Raw genomic sequence first — 16,914 nt, 5'->3', positions numbered from 1 at the left:
TCTGTGGACTGCCGACAAAACACGAGGACACGCCGATGCCCCAGCACACCCCCGACCCAGCGGACGTCTTCGCCTGGATCGACGCCGCGGAACGCGCGCGGGAGCAGGCCGGACTGGTGCGCACGCTGCGTCCCCGGCCGCCGGTGTCGCCGCTGCTGGACCTCGCGAGCAACGACTACCTCGGCCTCTCCAGGCACCCCGAGACCATCCGCGGGGCCCGCGAGGCGGCGGAGTGCTGGGGTGCCGGGGCCACCGGCTCCCGTCTCGTCACCGGCACCACCGCACTGCACGAGGAACTGGAGCGGGAGCTCGCCGCCTTCTGCGGCTTCGAGGCCGCCCTCGTCCTGTCCTCCGGGTACGCGGCCAACCTCGCCGCCGTCACGGCCCTGAGCGACTGGGGCACGCTCGTCGTCTCCGACGCAGGCAACCACGCCTCCATCGTCGACGGCTGCCGGCTCTCGCGCGCCGGGACCGCGGTGGTCCCGCACTCCGACCCGGACGCCGCGCGCAAGGCGCTCGCCGCGCACGAGGGCCGGGCCCTGCTGGTCAGCGACTCGGTGTTCTCGGTCGACGGAGACGCCGCCCCGCTGGCCGAGTACGCGGCCGCATGCCGTGACGAGGGCGCGGCCCTGCTCATCGACGACGCCCACGGCCTGGGCGTCCTGGGCGAGGGCGGCCGCGGCGCGCTGCACGCCGCCGGGCTCGCCGGCGCGCCCTACGTGGTGGCCACCCTGACCCTGTCGAAGTCACTGGGCAGCCAGGGCGGTGCCGTGCTCGGCCCGGCCAAGGTGATCAGGCACCTGGTCAACACGGCGCGCACCTTCATCTTCGACACCGGGCTGGCCCCGGCCGCCGCGGGCGCGGCTCTGGCGAGCCTGCGCCTGCTCCGGCGGGAACCGGAGCGCGCCGACCGCGCCCGCGAGGTGGCCGACCGGCTGTACGGGCGGCTTACCGCGTCCGGCCTGACCGCGGCCCGGCCGGACGCGGCCGTGGTGTCGGTACGGGCCCCGTCGGCCTCGGCGGCACTGCGCTGGGCCGCCGACTGCCGCGAGGCAGGTCTGTCCGTGGGGTGCTTCCGCCCGCCGTCGGTGCCGGACGGCATCTCCCGGCTGCGGCTGACCGCCCGGGCCGACCTCACGGGGGACGAGATCGATCGGGCGGTCACGACGATCCTCACGACCGCGCCCGCCGGAGCCACGAACGGCTAGGCCGTCTCTTCCGGATCTTGCCGGGCCCGCGCCGCCGGGCACCGCACCCGGCCGCGTTGTCGAGGCGCCCGAGTACGTCCAGTACACGGGCGCCCCTCCGCCTTGCCGGCCACGGCACCGGACGACGCGGGCCCGACCGACAAGATCCGAAAGAGACGACCTAGGCCGCGTGCGTGTCCGTCCGTACGGAGGTGAGGAAGCCGTTCCAGGCAGGCCCGGTGAAGAGCACGGCCGGGCCGTCCGTCCGCTTGGAGTCGCGGACGGCCAGCAGGCCGTCGCCGAGGACGGCCGCTTCCACGCAGTTGTTCATGCCGGTGCTGCGGCTGCTCCGCCGCCACCGCGCAGCTCTGATCAGAAGTCCGCTGGTGCTTAAGGGGGTTGCGGACACGGGGGTGCCTCCTCTACGCGTCGTCAGCGAGTGAGCTGATGAGTTCCGAAGAGTCCTGGGGCGGCAGGGCGTGCGCCTGGATGGTGCGGAACGCGGCGCCGTACGCCTCTAGGTCTTCCTTCCGCTCGAGATAGAGGCTACTCGTCAAATGGTCGAGTACCACCACATCCAGATCGGCGATGTTCGTAAATGAGAAAATGACAAACGGTCCCGTGAGGCCGAGATGACCACCCACGCTGAACGGCAGCACCTGGAGGTCCACTTGGGGCAGCCGGGCCACCCGGACCAGGTGCCGCAGCTGCTCCGCCATCACTCCGGGACCGCCGATCTGCCGGCGCAGCACCGCCTCGTCCAGCACCGCGCTCAGCTCCAGCGGCGGATCGGCCCGCAGCACCGCCTGCCTGGTCAGCCGTACGTCGACCAGCGCGTCCACCTTCGGTTCCGGAAGCCCGCCGAGCGCGGCCCGGGTCACCGCCCGCGCGTACTCGGGCGTCTGCAACAGCCCCGGCACCACGGACAGTTCCACCGTGCGGGCCGACCGGGCCCCCGCCTCCAGGCTGATGAAGTCCCGGTACTCCTGCGGCAGCAGCCCCCGGTAGTCGTGCCACCACTGGCGTCCCCGCCCCGTGTCGCCGCCCGGTCCGGGGCCGGCGGCCGAGGCGGAGAGGGCCTCCAGCAGCGCTCGCTGCTCCGGGCTCACGACCTCCCCGTAGGCGTCGAGGAGCAGCCGGATGTCCTCCGGTTTCACGCCGCTGCGACCCGTCTCGATACGGCTGATTTTCGACTGGTGCCATCCCACGATCCGGGCGGCCTCACCACTGGTGAGTCCGGACCGGTCACGCAGGGCACGCAGTTCCTCGCCGAGCTTGCGCCGGCGCACCGCGGGACCGTGCTGCACACCCGCCTCCTTCCACCGGCACAGGTCGCACCAGTCTGCCGTCCAAATACGCTCTTCCGTAGCAGAGTTCACCGCATCGGGCGACAGATATATGCAGATCTTTGGGGAAACGCTGATGCGGCGGCACGATGGGTGGCACTCTGGCGTCCAGCACAGATCCGGGGCGTTTCCGCCCCGGTGGGAAAGGGACGTCGCCATGGCAGACCACCAGGAAGCATCCGTCACTCTGCCGAGCGATCCCGCTTCGGTGGCCGCTGCCCGGCGCTACGTCGCGGAGGTGCTGTGCGAATGGGGACTGCCCGATGACGCCGAGACCGCGGACAGCGTCCGCCTGATCGTCTCGGAGCTCGCCACCAATGCCGTGCAGCACACTTTCGGCCAGTCGCCCACCTTCACCGTCGACATCCGCCTGGAGCGCGAGGAGTGGCTGCGGGTCGGGGTGACCGACAGCCACCCGCGCTGGCCCAAGCGGCTTCCGGCCGCCGTCCAGCAGGACAACGGCCGCGGCATGGTCATCATCCGCTGGCTCGCCGTGGAGGCGGGCGGCCGGCTCTCGGTCACCCCCACCGAGGACGGCGGCAAGACGGTCTGGATCGCGCTGCCCTGGACCGCGGGCGCGCCGGCCGCGGCCGCCGGGAACTGCTGACCGCCCTGCGAACCGCCGAACGACCCGTGAACGCCGGGGCCCCTCGGGCCCCGGCGTTTTCCGTATACGGAAGTCGCGGCCGAGGGGTGGCGGACCCGAACCGGGTGCCTTCCCGAAACGTGGGTTAACTCTGCGGAAAAGAGCGGCCCCTAGCGTGGCGGTCACGTACGACCACCAATGATCACCCATGAGCCGGTAAAGCTGCGGTGGGCGGAACGGAAAGCCTTCCTCTGCGTTGGGCACGAGACGCTTGGGTCGGAAATGCGCAGGTCAACAGAGTGTTGAACGCCGCTAAGGTCACCTCGGCGCGAAGTCGATCTTGTCCCGGAAGCTTGGTGATACGAGTGCAACTGACACCGCACGAACAAGAGCGACTGCTCATCCACGTGGCCGCCGACGTGGCCGAGAAGCGGAGGGCGCGAGGAGTGCGCCTCAACCATCCCGAGGCGGTGGCGCTCATCACCTCCCACATCCTCGAAGCGGCCCGCGACGGCCGGACCGTGGCCGAGCTCATGGCCTCCGGCCGCACCGTCCTGAGCCGCGCGGAGGTCATGGAGGGGATCCCCGAGATGATCCACGACGTCCAGGTCGAGGCGACCTTCCCCGACGGCACCAAACTCGTCACGGTCCACGACCCCATCGTCTGACAAGGAGTACCCCGCATGATCCCCGGCGAAATCGCCTTCGGGGAGGGGCCGGTACTCCTCAACGAGGGCCGCCCCGTCACCCGTCTCACCGTGCTCAACTCCGCCGACCGGCCCGTCCAGGTCGGCTCCCACTACCACTTCGCAGAGGCCAACCCAGGCCTCGACTTCGACCGCGCCGCAGCCCGCGGGCTCCGGCTCAACATCGCCGCCGGCACGGCCGTCCGCTTCGAGCCGGGCATCCCGGCTGCGGTGGAACTGGTCCCGCTGGCGGGCTCGCGGACCGTACCCGGACTGCGCGGGGAGACCGGAGGCCCGCTCGATGGCTGAGATCTCCCGCCGGGTGTACGCCGACCTGTTCGGACCGACGACCGGCGACCGGATCCGGCTCGCCGACACCGACCTCTTCGTCGAGATCGAGCAGGACCTCGGAGGCGGCCCCGGCCGGTCCGGCGACGAAGCCGTCTTCGGCGGTGGCAAGGTCATCCGCGAATCCATGGGCCAGGCCCGCACCACCCGGGCCGAGGGCGCACCCGACACCGTGATCACCGGAGTCGTGATCCTCGACCACTGGGGCATCGTCAAGGCCGACCTCGGCATCCGTGACGGCCGGATCTGCGGCATCGGCAAGGCCGGCAACCCCGACACCATGGACGGCGTCGATCCCGCGCTGGTCATCGGCCCCGAGACCGAGATCATCGCGGGCAACGGGAAGATCGTCACGGCCGGCGCCATCGACGCCCACGTGCACTTCATCTCCCCGACGGTCATCGACGAGGCCCTGGCCTCCGGGATCACCACCCTGGTCGGCGGCGGCACCGGACCGGCCGAGGGCACCAAGGCCACCACCGTCACCCCCGGACCCTGGCACCTGGCCCGGATGTTCGCGGCGCTGGAGGCCTACCCGGTCAACATCGGCCTCCTCGGCAAGGGGAACACCACCTCCCGCGAGGCCATGCACTCCCAGCTGCGCGGCGGAGCCCTCGGATTCAAGATCCACGAGGACTGGGGGGCCACCCCCGCCGCCATCGACGCCTGCCTGAGCGTCTGCGACGAGACCGGCGCCCAGGTCGCCATCCACACCGACACGCTCAACGAGGCCGGCTTCGTCGCCGACACCCTCGCGGCCATCGCCGGGCGGACCATCCACTCGTACCACACCGAGGGCGCGGGCGGCGGGCACGCACCCGACATCATCACCGTGGTCTCCGAGCCGAACATCCTGCCCAGCTCCACCAATCCCACCCGGCCGCACACCGTCAACACCGTCGAGGAACACCTCGACATGCTGATGGTCTGCCACCACCTCAACCCCGCCGTCCCCGAGGACCTCGCCTTCGCCGAGTCCCGGATCAGGCCCTCGACGATCGCCGCCGAGGACGTCCTGCACGACCTCGGCGCCATCTCCATCATCTCCTCCGACTCCCAGGCCATGGGCCGCGTCGGCGAGGTCGTGCTGCGCACCTGGCAGACCGCCCACGTGATGAAGCGGCGCCGCGGCTTCCTGCCCGGCGACGGACCCGCCGACAACCACCGGGCCCGCCGCTACGTCGCCAAGTACACGATCAACCCCGCCGTGGCCCAGGGCATCGCCCGCGACGTCGGCTCGGTCGAGACCGGGAAGCTCGCCGACCTGGTGCTGTGGAACCCCGCCTTCTTCGGGGTCAAGCCCGAGCTCGTCGTCAAGGGCGGCCAGATCGCCTACGCACAGATGGGCGACGCCAACGCCTCCATCCCCACCCCGCAGCCCGTCCTGCCCCGGCCGATGTTCGGCAGCCACGGCCGCGCACCCGGCCTGAACTCGCTGAACTTCACCGCACAGGCGGCGCTCGACGACGGCCTGCCCGAACGGCTCGGACTCGGCAAGCGGTTCACCGCCATTGAGACCACGCGGAAGGTGACCAAGGCGGACATGCGCAACAACGACGCCATGCCGCGGGTCGAGGTCGACGCCGACACCTTCACCGTCACCATCGACGGCGAAGCGGTCGAACCGGCGCCCGCCGCGGAACTGCCCATGGCCCAGCGCTACTTCCTCTTCTGATGGGCCTCTCCGCATGAGCCTCGCCGCGCTGCTCGTCCTCGCGGACGGCCGCTTCCCCGCCGGAGGCCACGCCCACTCCGGCGGGGCCGAGGCCGCCTGCAAGGCGGGCCGGATCCATGACGCCGCCACCCTGGAGGACTTCTGCCGAGGCAGGCTGCACACTGCCGGGCTCACCGCCGCCGCCCTCGCGGCGGCGGCCGCCGCCGGGCTCGACCCGGCCGTGCTCGACGCCGCGGCCGACGCCCGCACCCCGTCGCCCGCACTGCGCACCGCGGCGCGGCGGCTGGGCCGCCAACTGCTGCGGGCCGCGCGGGCGACCTGGCCCGACCCCGGACTGGAGCAGCTGGCCGCGGCGTTCCCGCGCGGCGCCCACCAGCCCGTGGTGCTCGGCCTCACCGCCCGGGCGGCCGGGCTCGGGCCGCAGGGCGCCGCGCACGTGGCGGTGTACGAGAGCGTCGGCGGACCGGCCACCGCCACCGTGCGGCTGCTGGGCCTGGACCCCTTCGAGGCGAGCGGGGTGCTGGCCCGGCTCGCCCCCGAGCTCGACGACGTCGCTGCCCGGGCCGTCGAGGCCGCCCACCAGGCCCTGCTGGACGGGGTCGAGGCCCTGCCCGCGGCCTCCTCGCCCCTGCTGGAGATCGCGGCCGAGGTCCATGCCGACTGGCCGGTCCGCCTCTTCGCCTCCTGACCACACCGCCGCACCCCTTCGACCCCCGGGAGCATCCCCATGCACCTCGACCACGCCGTCGCCCACACCCACCGCCACACCCACAGCGCCGAACCGCTGCGCGCCGACGGCACCCGGCGCGCCCTGCGCATCGGACTCGGCGGACCCGTCGGCTCCGGCAAGACCGCCACCGTCGCCGCCCTGTGCCGCGCGCTGCGCACCGAGCTGTCCATGGCAGTGGTCACCAACGACATCTACACCCGCGAGGACGCCGAGTTCCTGCTCCGCGAGGCGGTCCTGCCGCCGGAGCGGATCGCCGCCGTCGAGACCGGAGCCTGCCCGCACACCGCCATCCGCGACGACATCTCCGCCAACCTGGAGGCCGTCGAGGAACTGGAGGACGCCTTCCGCGAGCACGCCCCGCTCGACCTGGTCCTTGTCGAGTCCGGCGGGGACAACCTCACCGCCACCTTCTCCCGGGGCCTCGTCGACGCCCAGATCTTCGTCATCGACGTGGCCGGCGGCGACGACATCCCGCGCAAGGGCGGGCCCGGCGTCACCACCGCCGACCTCCTCATCGTCAACAAGACCGACCTCGCCCCCCACGTCGGCTCCGACCTCGGCCGGATGGCCCGCGACGCCGCCGAGCGGCGTGGCGACCTGCCCGTCGCCTTCCAGTCGCTGCGCGGCCCCGAGGGCGTGGCCCCGGTCGCCGCCTGGGTCCGCGAGCGCATCGCCGCCTGGACCGTACGGTGACCACCGCGCCCCCCGTCCCCCCGCCCGCCACCGGAGTGCGGGCCACCGCCCGCATCCACGCCGTGGCCGACGGACGGGGCGGGACCGCGCTGCCCCTGCTCGCCGGGGAGGGCCCGCTCGCCCTGCGCCGCACCCGCGGCCGGGAGGCCGAGGCCGGGGTCGTGCTCGTCGGCGCGATGAGCGCCCCGCTCGGCGGCGACCACCTCACCGTCCGCGCCACCGCCGGACCGGGGGCCCGGCTGGCCCTGACATCCGCGGCGGCCACCCTGGCGCTGCCCGGCCGGGCGGGCGAGCCCGCGCGCTACGACGTGGAGCTGGACCTGGAGGACGGTGCCTCGGTGCGGTGGCTTCCGGAGCAGCTCGTCTCGGTCCGCGGCAGCGACCTGCGGGTGCGCACGCGGGTCCGGCTGGCCCCGACCGCACGCCTGCTGCTGCGCGAGGAACAGGTACTGGGACGCCACGGGGAGCAGTCCGGACTGCTCCGCAGCCGCCTCACCGTCACCCGCGGCGGCCGGCCGCTGCTGGACCAGGAGCTCGCCTGCGGGCCCGGCGCTCCCGGCGGCTGGGACGGCCCGGCCGGCCTGGCCGGGCACCGGGCCGTCGGCCAGCTCCTCGTCGTGGACCCGGCCTTCGCGCAGGACCCGCCGTCGGCCGCGGTGCTGGGGGAGTGCGCCGTCGCGACACCGCTGGCGGGACCGGCCGTGCTCGTGACGGCCCTGGCCGGGGACGCCCTGCGGCTGCGCGAGGTCCTCGACGAGGCCTGCCGCGCCTACCATCGCTGAACGCCGGACGAACCGGGCACCGCTCAGCGGTACTCGGCTGTCCGGTTATCGGCTTGGCAAAGAAGTCGACGGCACCCTGTCGCCGGGGCGGGAGAAGACGACAGGATCCCCCTGCACGCCGACGACCGCAGCGGCCAACCCGGCTGCCAACGCGGCATTTGACGCAGGGGGAACAACCACGTGATACGCAACGCGGCGCTGGGGAGCGCCGCCACACTGATCACCGGCGCCCTGGCCGCGAGCCTGCTGCTCGCCCCGCCGGCCGCCGCCGCCCCGGCCGACCGGGACGTCCGGCTCCCGGAGGCGCTGGGCGTGCAGATCGCAGCCGCCCGCGCCGCCCGTACCGGGATCGACTGGAAGGACTGCCCCGCCGACTGGGGCCTGGAGAAGCCCATCCAGTGCGGCTGGGTGAAGGTACCGCTGGACTACGCGAAGCCGTACGGCAAGACCATCGACATCGCCGTCGACCGGATCGGCAGCACGGGGACCAAGGAGGAGCGCCAGGGCGCTCTCGTCTACAACCCCGGCGGCCCCGGGGGTTCCGGCATGCGCTTCCCGCGCCGTGTCACCACCAAGAGCCCGCTGTGGGTCAACGCTTCCAAGGCCTACGACTTCGTGGGCTTCGACCCGCGCGGTGTCGGCCATTCCGCGCCCATCTCCTGCATCGACCCGCAGGAGTTCGTGAAGGCCCCCAAGGCCGACCCGGTCCCCGACACCGAGGCTGACAAGCGCGCCCAGCGCAAGCTCGCCGCCGAGTACGCGGACGGCTGCAAGGAGCGCAGCGGCGAGATGCTGCCGCACATGACCACGCCGAACACCGCCCGCGACCTCGACGTCGTCCGGGCCGCCCTCGGCGAGCGGAAGCTGAACTACCTCGGCGTCTCCTACGGCACCTACCTGGGCGGGGTCTACGCGACCCTCTTCCCGACCCACGTGCGCCGCATGATCGTCGACAGTGTGGTGGACCCGTCGCAGGACAACATCTGGTACGAGGCCAACCTCGGCCAGGACGTCGCCTTCCAGATGCGCTGGAACGACTGGCAGGACTGGGTCGCCAAGAACGACGCCGTCTTCCACCTCGGCGACACCCGCGCGAAGGTCGACGCCAAGTGGCAGGAGCTGCGCGGCAGGGCCAAGGCCGCCCCGCTCGGCGGGATCGTCGGCCCGGCCGAGCTCATCGGCTTCTTCCAGAGCGCCCCGTACTACGACTCCTCCTGGGTGCCCGTCGCCCAGACCTTCGCGGCCTGGGCGGCCGGCGACGAGCAGGCGCTCATCGACGCCATCGCCCCGGACATGTCGGACACCAAGGGCAACGCGGCGTCGGAGAACAGCAACGCCGTCTACACCGCCGTCGAGTGCGCCGACGCGAAGTGGCCCACCAGCTGGACCAAGTGGGACCGGGACAACACCAGGCTGCACGAGAAGTACCCGTTCCTCACCTGGTCGAACGCCTGGATGAACCTGCCGTGCGCGACCTGGAGGTCCAAGCAGAGCACCCCGATCGAGGTCGGCGCCAGGCGCGGCCTGCCGCCGGTCCTGATCGTCCAGTCCGAGCGGGACGCGGCCACCCCGTACAAGGGCGCCGTCGAGCTGCACCGCCGGCTCGCCGGCTCGCGCCTGATCACCGAGAAGAACGCCGGCTCGCACGGTGTCACCAGCCTGGTGAACAGCTGCGTCAACACGCGGGTGGACACCTACCTGCTCACCGGCAAGGTCGACGCCAAGGACGTGACGTGCGCCCCGCACGCCACCCCGGTCGCCCCGGCGGCGGCCGCCGCCCGATCGCTGGACGCCGCTCCGGCCGACCTTCCGGCACGCGAGGAACTGCCCGCCGTCCGCTGACGCGGGACGGGTGGGCGGGAGCCCCGCAGGACCCGTGAAGCGGGAGAAGGCTCAGCGCGTGCGCCGGGCCTTCTTCCGCGCTTCCTCCTCCTCGGCCTTCACCTCGGCCGCGTACCGGTCGACGTACTCCTGCCCGGACAGGCCGAGGATCGCGTACATGATCTCGTCGGTGACCGCCCGCAGGACGGCGCGCTCGCGCTCCATCCCGGCGTACCGGGAGAAGTCCAGCGGCTCACCGAAGCGAATGGTCACCCGCCGGATGTTCGGGATCTTCTGGCCGGGCGGCTGGATCTCGAAGGTGCCGACCATCGCGCAGGGAATGACCGGGACCCCGGCTCCCAGGGCCATCGCGGCCACGCCCACCTTGCCCTTGTACAGCCGGCCGTCGTGCGAGCGCGTGCCCTCCGGGTAGATGCCCAGCAGCTCGCCCTTGGCCAGCACCCCCAGCCCCTCGCGCAGAGCCGCCTGGCCGGCGTCCTTGCCGGAGCGGTCCACGGGGATCTGCCCGGCGCTGCGGAAGAAGGCGGCGGTGAGCCTGCCCTTGAGCCCCGGTCCGGTGAAGTACTCGGCCTTCGCGAGGAAGGTGATCCGCCGGGCCAGGATCGCCGGCATCAGGAAGTGGTCGGAGAACGACAGGTGATTGCCCGCGACGATCGCCGCGCCCTCCGCCGGGATGTTCTCCAGCCCCTCGATCCGCGGCCGGAACAGCAGTCGCAGCAGGGGGCCGAGGAACACGTGCTTGAGCAAGAGGTAGAACACCAGGCCGCTCCTGTCGGTATCCCGTCGTCACGGCCAGTCTACGGACGGTGAGTCGCGGGATGGAGGGGGCGGTGGTGACCTTCCTCAGGTACTGCGCGAGGCGGCCATCCCCGCCGTCAGCAGCCCCAGGACCACCCATCCGAACCACAGCCAGCCGTTGCTGCCGAGGACCACGGAATACGTGGCGACGGCCACCAGTGCGGCGAAGGTCATCACTGCCATCGCCTTAACGGATCCGGTCATGCCCCATGGTGGCGCGCCGGGACGGGATCGCGCTACTGGCCACGCGCTTGGAGCGAGGCGAGATACGCGTTGTACGCCTCCAGCTCCTGGTCCCCGTTGCGGTCGGCGGCCCGGTCCGAGCGCTTCGCGGCCCGCTGCTCGGAGTGGTACCACTGGTAGATCAGGGCGATCAGGACGAGCACCGAGGGGATCTCGCTGAACGCCCAGGCGATGCCGCCGCCCCACTGCTGGTCGAGCAGCGGATCGATGCCGAGGGAGGCCGGCGGGTTCGCGTACGTCTTGATCATCGGCTGGCTCGCCATCATCAGCGCGATACCGAAGAAGGCGTGGAAGGGCATGCCCGCGAAGAGCTCCAGCATCCGCATGACGTATCCCGGACGGTGCGGACCGGGGTCGACGCCCATGATCGGCCAGAAGAAGATCATGCCGACCGCGAAGAAGTGGACCATCATCGAGATGTGCCCGGCGCGGCTCTCCATCAGGAAGTCGAAGAGCGGGGTGAAGTACAGCGCGTAGAGGCTCGCGATGAACATCGGGATCGTGAAGGCCGGGTGGGTGATCACCCGCATGTAGCGGCTGTGCAGCAGCGCCAGCAGCAGTTCGCGCGGCCCCTTGCGCCCGCGCGCGGCGGGCGGCAGCGCGCGCAGCGCCAGCGTCACCGGGGCGCCCAGCAGCACCAGGATCGGGGTGATCATGCTGATCACCATGTGCTGGACCATGTGCACGCTGAACATGACCATGCCGTAGTCGTTCAGCTTGGTGCACATCACCAGGATCACGGTCAGCACGCCCAGCGTGAACGCGATGGTCCGGCCCAGCGGCCAGGAGTCCCCGCGCCGGCGCAGCCGCAGCACCCCCCACCCGTACAGGGCGAGCCCGAGCACGGAGGCGAACAGGAAGAACGCGTCGAAGGAGAACTCCAGCCCGCGCCCGAGAGTGAACGGCGGCAAGTCCATGTGCATGTCCATGCCGTGCCCGCTGTGGTCCATCTGTTCACTCCCTCGACTGTGCTGCCCCACCACACTAGTGCCGCCCCCGTGCGCTCGTGCGCGCGGGGGCGGCCCAGGACAAAAGGGGCGTACAGAGGGGGTGTCAGAGTACGGTCTGCGCCTCGTCGTAGCGCTCGGCCGGGACGGTCTTCAGGGTCGACGTCGCCTCGGCGAGCGGCACCATCTCGATGTCCGTGCCGCGCAGCGCGGTCAGCATGCCGAACCGGCCCCGGTGCGCCGCCTCCACCGCGTGCCACCCGAAGCGGGTCGCGAGGACGCGGTCGTACGCGGTGGGCGTGCCGCCGCGCTGGACGTGGCCCAGGATCACCGGCCGGGCCTCCTTGCCCAGGCGGTTCTCCAGCTCGACGGCCAGCAGGTTGCCGATGCCGGCGAACCGCTCGTGGCCGTAGATGTCCTTGCCGCGCTCCTCGAAGGCCATCGAGCCGGGCTTCGGCTTGGCGCCCTCGGCGACCACGACGATCGCGAACCGCTTGCCCGCGGAGAAGCGCTCGCCGACGATCGCCGTCAGCTCATCGATGTCGAAGGGGCGTTCCGGTACGACGATCGCGTGCGCGCCGGCCGCCATGCCCGAGTGCAGGGCGATCCAGCCGGTGTGGCGGCCCATGACCTCGACGACCATCACGCGCTGGTGGGACTCGGCGGTGGTCTTCAGCCGGTCCAGCGCCTCCGTGGCTACCCCGACGGCGGTGTCGAAGCCGAAGGTGACGTCGGTGGAGGCGATGTCGTTGTCGATGGTCTTCGGGACGCCGACGATCGGCAGACCGGCCTGCGAGAGCAGGTTGGCGGCCTTCAGGGTGCCCTCGCCGCCGATCGGGATGATCGCGTCGAGCCCGAGGTCGGCCACGTGCCCGCGGGCCCGCTCGACGCCGTCGCGCAGGTGCTCGGGCTGGACCCGGGAGGAGCCGAGGATGGTGCCGCCGCGGGCGAGGATGCCGGCGACGGCATCGAGGTCGAGCTTGCGGTAGTCCGCTTCCAGCAGGCCCTTCCAGCCGTCGTGGAAGCCGATCACCTCGTCGCCGTGGTCGACGACGGCGCGGTGTACGACGGAGCGGATGACGGCGTTGAGGCCGGGGCAGTCGCCACCGGAAGTGAGCACACCTATGCGCATGGCAGAAGAGACCTTTGCAACGTGGGCCGGCGACCGGACCACGTCGTCCGGTGGGAACTACGGCCACCCTACAAGCGGTTTAGCAGTGCGCTGAACCATCCTCCACATGCTGGTCGCACTCCTCGTACAAAACGACGTCGGCCCGGTTCCCCCAAGGGAAAACCGGGCCGAACACATGATGCGGGGGCCGCCCTGATGAGCGGTTTCCGCGGCTGTTACGCGGGCTGCGTCGCGGCCGCGATGCGCTCCGCGCGGAGCGCCTCGTACCACCGGTCGTCTATGGCCGGCAGCGCGTTCACGTCGAGGGCCAGCTTCAGCAGCAGGTCCGCGATGTGCGGGTTGCGCGCCATCACGGGACCGTGCATGTAGGTGCCGAACACCGTGTCGTTGTACGCGCCTTCGGTGCCGTCGCCGGTGCCGTTGCCGCGGCCCATCGTCACCCGGGCGAACGGCTTGGCCGTCGGGCCGAGGTGGGTGACGCCCTGATGGTTCTCGAAGCCCGTCAGCTGCGGCAGGCCCAGGCGAGGGTCGATGTCGGCGAGGACGTCGCCGACGCACCGCTCCCCCTCACCGCGCACGGTGACGACGTCCAGCAGGCCGAGGCCCTCCTGGCGCTGGCCCTGGTCGTTGACGAACTCGTTGCCGAGGATCTGGTAGCCGGCGCAGACCGAGAAGACGATCGCCCCGTTCGAGACGGCGCGCTCCAGACCGCCGTCGCGCAGCAGCCGCTCCGCGGCCAGGCGCTGCGGCCGGTCCTCGCCGCCGCCGATCAGGTAGATGTCGCCCGAGGTGGGGATGGGCTGGTCGCTGCGCACGTCCACACGCTGCACGTCCAGGCCGCGCTGGCGGGCCCGGCGCTCCACGACGAGGGCGTTGCCCTGGTCTCCGTACGTGCTGAGCAGGTCGGGGTAGACCCACACCAGACGCAGGCTGTTGTCGCTCATGCTCTTGTGTCCTCTGGGGGTATGAGTACTAGTTGCCGACGCGGCGGCGCACGTCCTGGAAGGCGGTGTAGTTGGCGATCAGCTCGATCTGTCCGGGCGGCGCCAGCTGCACGGCCTCGTCGAGGGTCTCGCACACCCGGAAGTCCAGGCCCGCGACCTCGAGGCGGACCGCGAGGTCCAGCTTGCGGTCGCCGATCACGAAGATCGGGTGGCCGGCCAGGCGCGGGTAGTCGACGTCCCACAGCCAGGAGGTGTCGGTCCCGTCGGCGCCGCGCGCGTTCACGGAGAGGATCACCGGGGTCGGCGGCGGGTCGATCAGCGAAAACGTTTCGAGCCAGCCCGCGGGGTTCTTCGCGAGCAGGAGGCGCAGTTCGCGGCCCTGGAAGTTGACCACGTCGTAGCGGCCGGCGACGGCCTGCACCTGGTACATCCGCTCCAGCGCGACCTGCGGCGGGACGCCGAAGACGGCGGCCACGGCGGCCGAGGTGGCGGCGTTGGCCTTGTTGGCGCGGCCGGGCAGCTGGAGGTGGATCGGCCAGGCCGAGCCGTGCGGGTCCAGCACGTGGTCGCCGGAGAGCACCCAGGTCGGGGTCGGGCGCCGGAAGCCGCACTCGCCGCAGAACCAGTCGTCGCCGGGGCGCTGCATGACACCGCCGCAGGAGGGGCACGACCAGGCGTCGTCCTTCCACTCCTGGCCGGCCGCGACCCACACCACGTTCTGCGAGGAGGAGGCGGACCAGACGATCAGCGGGTCGTCGCAGTTGGCGACGATGACCGCCTTGGAGCCCTGGAGGCCCTCGCGCCACTTCTCCGCGAGCATGCGGGTCTCGGCGGCGCGGTCCAACTGGTCGCGGGAGAGGTTGAGCAGGGCGATCACCTTGGGGGTGACGTCCCGGGCCACCCCGGCCAGGTACTTCTCGTCGACCTCGATGACGCCGTACTTGGCGTCCGAGCCGCCGGCCAGAGCCGAGGTGATGCCCGCCGGCATGTTGGCGCCGAGGGCGTTGGAGACGACCGGACCGCTGGCCCGCAGGGCCTCGGCGATCAGCCGGGTCGTCGTGGTCTTGCCGTTCGTCGCGGAGACGAGGACGACGTCGAGGTGTTGCGCCAGCGCGCCGAGAAGATCGGGGTCGAGCCTGAGTGCGACCTTGCCGCCGATCACCGATCCGCTTCCGCGTCCCGCGGCCCGCGACACCGCCGCCGCGGCCTTGCCCGCCGTCACGGCCAGCTTGGCCCGCGGCGAAAGCGGCTCCGTGTTGCCTGCCATCGTCCCTTGTCCTCCTAGCGTCGGTCGGCCCCAGCCTATCCAGTACCTGCCGCAGCCTTGACCGCGGCGCCCCCGCCCCGCCGCGGATCTCCTCATATAGTCGCCCGTCGTAGGCTTGACGCCATGCGACAGCGCCTGATCCCCGGAACCACCGGTCTCGTCCGCACCATGAGCCTGCTGGGTGATCCGGTGCTCCACTCGCCCTGCCCGGAGGTCACCGAATTCGGCCCGGCCCTCGACCGGCTGATCGAGGACATGTTCGCGACGATGTACGCCGCCGAGGGGGTCGGCCTCGCCGCGAACCAGATCGGTGTCGCCCAGCGGGTGTTCGTCTACGACTGTCCCGATGACGAAGACGTACGACACGTCGGGCACATCGTCAACCCTCGTCTGGTGACGGCCGACGGGGAAGAGTTCCTCGGACCCGAGGGCTGCCTGTCGCTGCCGGGGCTGGAGGCGGGCACGGCCCGCTTCGACCACGCGGTCGTGGAGGGGGTCGCCTCGGACGGGGCTCCCGTACGGATTTCCGGTACGGGGTTCTTCGCGCGGTGCCTGCAGCACGAGTGCGACCACCTGGACGGGACCGTGTACGCGGACCGCGTGACGGGGATGCGGGCCCGCCGCCTGCGGCGGGCGATCCGCAAGGCCCCCTGGGGCCCCGGCGCCACGCCCTAGGTGGATGACTCCGCCCCGGGAACCCGGCGCCGCCGGGAACCGGGCTCTGCCCGGACCCGCGCCTCGAACGCCGGCGGGGCTGGGTGTGGGACCCCGCACCCCACGCGCCTGTCGGCTGGGGATGAGCCCGGCCCGTGCCCGGAGCGGCGGTGGAGTCGGGGATGGGCCGGGCCCGTGTCCGGAGGGTGGCGGGGCCGGAGTCGTCAGAAGCCCGGGCCGTCCTTGCGGTTGCCGGCGGTGGCGAGGCGGCCCCAGAGGAGGTCGGTGAGGGCCGCGACCAGGTCCGCGCGGTCACAGGGGCGTTCACCCAGCCACCAGTCGCCGGCCGCGTGCATCATGCCGACGATGCCGTGGCCCCAGACCCGGGCCAGCCGCTCGCCGTCGGCGCCGAGGTCCACCCGCTCGCTGATCACCTGGGCCAGCTCCTCGCCGAGCCTGCGCAGCAGCGGCGCCGAGTGCAGGCCGACGTCGAAGCCCCGTTCGGCGGTGTGGGAGTCCTCCGCGGGGTGCATCAGAAAGCGGTACACCTGCGGGCGGGCCTCGATGGCGGCCAGGTAGGTGTCGAGGGTCGCCTCCACCCGCCGGCGGCGTTCCGCGGGGGCGTCGAGCGCGGCCCGCAGCGAGTCGAGCAGGGCATCGGTGTGCCGGACGGCGAGTGCCTGGTAGAGGCCCGCCTTGTCCCCGAAGTGCCGGTAGAGGATGGGCTTGGTGATGCCGGCCTCGGCCGCGATGGCGTTCATGGAGGCCTTGGGGCCGTCCCTGAGTACGACCCGGTCGGCGGCTTCGAGCAGCTCCCGCCGACGGCGTTCGGCCGCTCCCGGTTCGCCGGTCTGCTGCGTGGTCTCCATGACGTGTTCTCTCCCCGCCCTTGCGATGTGCGTGACGCACACGCAACGTAACACCCGAGGCACCTCGGCGATCGAATCGGCGGACACGGACTGCGGGCCGACGGCGCCGTCGCTCGCGCTTGACAGTACTTACTCGCCGGTAACAGACTGTGGCCCCCACGTAGGTTACCGCTAGTAACCTCCGG

The 16,914-nt window shown here is 72.0% G+C and carries 19 protein-coding genes; 10 read left to right on the top strand and 9 right to left on the bottom strand.

Going from position 1 to position 16,914, the window contains the following annotated elements:
• The first annotated feature begins 35 nt into the window (after positions 1 to 35).
• Complete coding sequence (locus E6U81_RS32105) at positions 36 to 1,208, top strand: 8-amino-7-oxononanoate synthase (RefSeq protein WP_136233539.1); 1,173 nt, start codon at positions 36 to 38, stop codon at positions 1,206 to 1,208.
• Between the two features lie 160 nt (positions 1,209 to 1,368).
• Here the strand turns inward: E6U81_RS32105 and E6U81_RS32100 are convergent, their stop codons facing one another.
• Both E6U81_RS32100 and E6U81_RS32095 read right to left on the bottom strand, forming a co-directional pair.
• Positions 1,369 to 1,596 (bottom strand): DUF397 domain-containing protein, encoded by a 228-nt coding sequence (locus E6U81_RS32100; RefSeq protein ID WP_136233538.1) that lies wholly within the window; start codon positions 1,594 to 1,596, stop codon positions 1,369 to 1,371.
• A 13-nt stretch (positions 1,597 to 1,609) separates the two neighbouring features.
• Positions 1,610 to 2,494 carry a helix-turn-helix transcriptional regulator gene (locus E6U81_RS32095; protein ID WP_136233537.1) on the bottom strand — a complete coding sequence of 295 codons (885 nt, stop codon included), beginning with the start codon at positions 2,492 to 2,494 and terminating at the stop codon, positions 1,610 to 1,612.
• Positions 2,495 to 2,690: 196 nt separating this feature from the next.
• Here E6U81_RS32095 and E6U81_RS32090 point away from each other — a divergent pair, with 196 nt between their 5' ends.
• The 8 genes from E6U81_RS32090 to E6U81_RS32055 all read left to right on the top strand — a co-directional run bounded on the left by E6U81_RS32090 (position 2,691) and on the right by E6U81_RS32055 (position 9,875).
• Positions 2,691 to 3,140: an ATP-binding protein gene (locus tag E6U81_RS32090; RefSeq protein WP_136233536.1), complete on the top strand. Its 450-nt coding sequence runs from the start codon at positions 2,691 to 2,693 to the stop codon at positions 3,138 to 3,140.
• A gap of 344 nt (positions 3,141 to 3,484) precedes the next feature.
• Positions 3,485 to 3,787 carry an urease subunit gamma gene (locus tag E6U81_RS32085; protein WP_136233535.1) on the top strand — a complete coding sequence of 101 codons (303 nt, stop codon included), beginning with the start codon at positions 3,485 to 3,487 and terminating at the stop codon, positions 3,785 to 3,787.
• Positions 3,788 to 3,802: 15 nt separating this feature from the next.
• Positions 3,803 to 4,114: an urease subunit beta gene (locus tag E6U81_RS32080; protein WP_031150035.1), complete on the top strand. Its 312-nt coding sequence runs from the start codon at positions 3,803 to 3,805 to the stop codon at positions 4,112 to 4,114.
• A complete protein-coding gene (locus E6U81_RS32075) occupies positions 4,107 to 5,828 on the top strand; it encodes an urease subunit alpha (RefSeq protein WP_136233534.1) in 1,722 nt (573 codons plus the stop codon). The genes E6U81_RS32080 and E6U81_RS32075 overlap by 8 nt, the downstream gene beginning before the upstream one ends.
• 13 nt (positions 5,829 to 5,841) lie before the next feature.
• On the top strand, positions 5,842 to 6,516 hold the full coding sequence (locus tag E6U81_RS32070) for an urease accessory UreF family protein (RefSeq protein ID WP_136233533.1): 675 nt from the start codon (positions 5,842 to 5,844) through the stop codon (positions 6,514 to 6,516).
• Between the two features lie 39 nt (positions 6,517 to 6,555).
• Positions 6,556 to 7,251 carry an urease accessory protein UreG gene (gene ureG / locus E6U81_RS32065; protein ID WP_240804136.1) on the top strand — a complete coding sequence of 232 codons (696 nt, stop codon included), beginning with the start codon at positions 6,556 to 6,558 and terminating at the stop codon, positions 7,249 to 7,251.
• Positions 7,248 to 8,033, top strand: a complete 786-nt coding sequence (locus E6U81_RS32060; RefSeq protein ID WP_240804135.1) for an urease accessory protein UreD — start codon at positions 7,248 to 7,250, stop codon at positions 8,031 to 8,033. The genes ureG and E6U81_RS32060 overlap by 4 nt, the downstream gene beginning before the upstream one ends.
• A 180-nt stretch (positions 8,034 to 8,213) precedes the next feature.
• A complete protein-coding gene (locus E6U81_RS32055) occupies positions 8,214 to 9,875 on the top strand; it encodes an alpha/beta hydrolase (RefSeq protein WP_136233532.1) in 1,662 nt (553 codons plus the stop codon).
• Between the two features lie 51 nt (positions 9,876 to 9,926).
• Here the strand turns inward: E6U81_RS32055 and E6U81_RS32050 are convergent, their stop codons facing one another.
• The 6 genes from E6U81_RS32050 to E6U81_RS32030 form a co-directional block, all read right to left on the bottom strand.
• Entirely contained in the window at positions 9,927 to 10,634 is a 708-nt protein-coding gene (locus E6U81_RS32050) for a lysophospholipid acyltransferase family protein (protein WP_136233531.1), read from the bottom strand.
• An 84-nt stretch (positions 10,635 to 10,718) separates the two neighbouring features.
• Entirely contained in the window at positions 10,719 to 10,877 is a 159-nt protein-coding gene (locus E6U81_RS40150; protein ID WP_037929045.1) for a hypothetical protein, read from the bottom strand.
• Positions 10,878 to 10,909: 32 nt separating this feature from the next.
• On the bottom strand, positions 10,910 to 11,866 hold the full coding sequence (locus E6U81_RS32045) for a cytochrome c oxidase assembly protein (RefSeq protein WP_136233530.1): 957 nt from the start codon (positions 11,864 to 11,866) through the stop codon (positions 10,910 to 10,912).
• Positions 11,867 to 11,969: 103 nt separating this feature from the next.
• The gene (locus E6U81_RS32040; RefSeq protein ID WP_136233529.1) at positions 11,970 to 12,995 is read right to left on the bottom strand and encodes a 6-phosphofructokinase; all 1,026 of its coding nucleotides are present in this window, start codon (positions 12,993 to 12,995) and stop codon (positions 11,970 to 11,972) included.
• A 215-nt stretch (positions 12,996 to 13,210) separates the two neighbouring features.
• Positions 13,211 to 13,939 carry a glutamine amidotransferase gene (locus tag E6U81_RS32035; protein WP_136233528.1) on the bottom strand — a complete coding sequence of 243 codons (729 nt, stop codon included), beginning with the start codon at positions 13,937 to 13,939 and terminating at the stop codon, positions 13,211 to 13,213.
• A gap of 28 nt (positions 13,940 to 13,967) precedes the next feature.
• Positions 13,968 to 15,206: a MurT ligase domain-containing protein gene (locus E6U81_RS32030; RefSeq protein WP_030029096.1), complete on the bottom strand. Its 1,239-nt coding sequence runs from the start codon at positions 15,204 to 15,206 to the stop codon at positions 13,968 to 13,970.
• 123 nt (positions 15,207 to 15,329) lie between these two features.
• Here E6U81_RS32030 and def point away from each other — a divergent pair, with 123 nt between their 5' ends.
• Positions 15,330 to 15,881, top strand: a complete 552-nt coding sequence (gene def / locus E6U81_RS32025; protein ID WP_136233527.1) for a peptide deformylase — start codon at positions 15,330 to 15,332, stop codon at positions 15,879 to 15,881.
• A 203-nt stretch (positions 15,882 to 16,084) separates the two neighbouring features.
• Here the strand turns inward: def and E6U81_RS32020 are convergent, their stop codons facing one another.
• Positions 16,085 to 16,729, bottom strand: coding sequence for a TetR family transcriptional regulator (locus tag E6U81_RS32020; protein ID WP_136233526.1), 645 nt, complete (start codon positions 16,727 to 16,729; stop codon positions 16,085 to 16,087).
• Positions 16,730 to 16,914: the final 185 nt, after the last annotated feature.

Origin of the sequence: Streptomyces sp. A0592, assembly GCF_004795115.1 — a bacterium.
Classification (GTDB): Bacteria; Actinomycetota; Actinomycetes; order Streptomycetales; family Streptomycetaceae; genus Streptomyces; species Streptomyces erythrochromogenes.
Note: the sequence above shows the minus strand (reverse complement) of the source record. Positions and strands in the feature narration are given on the sequence as shown.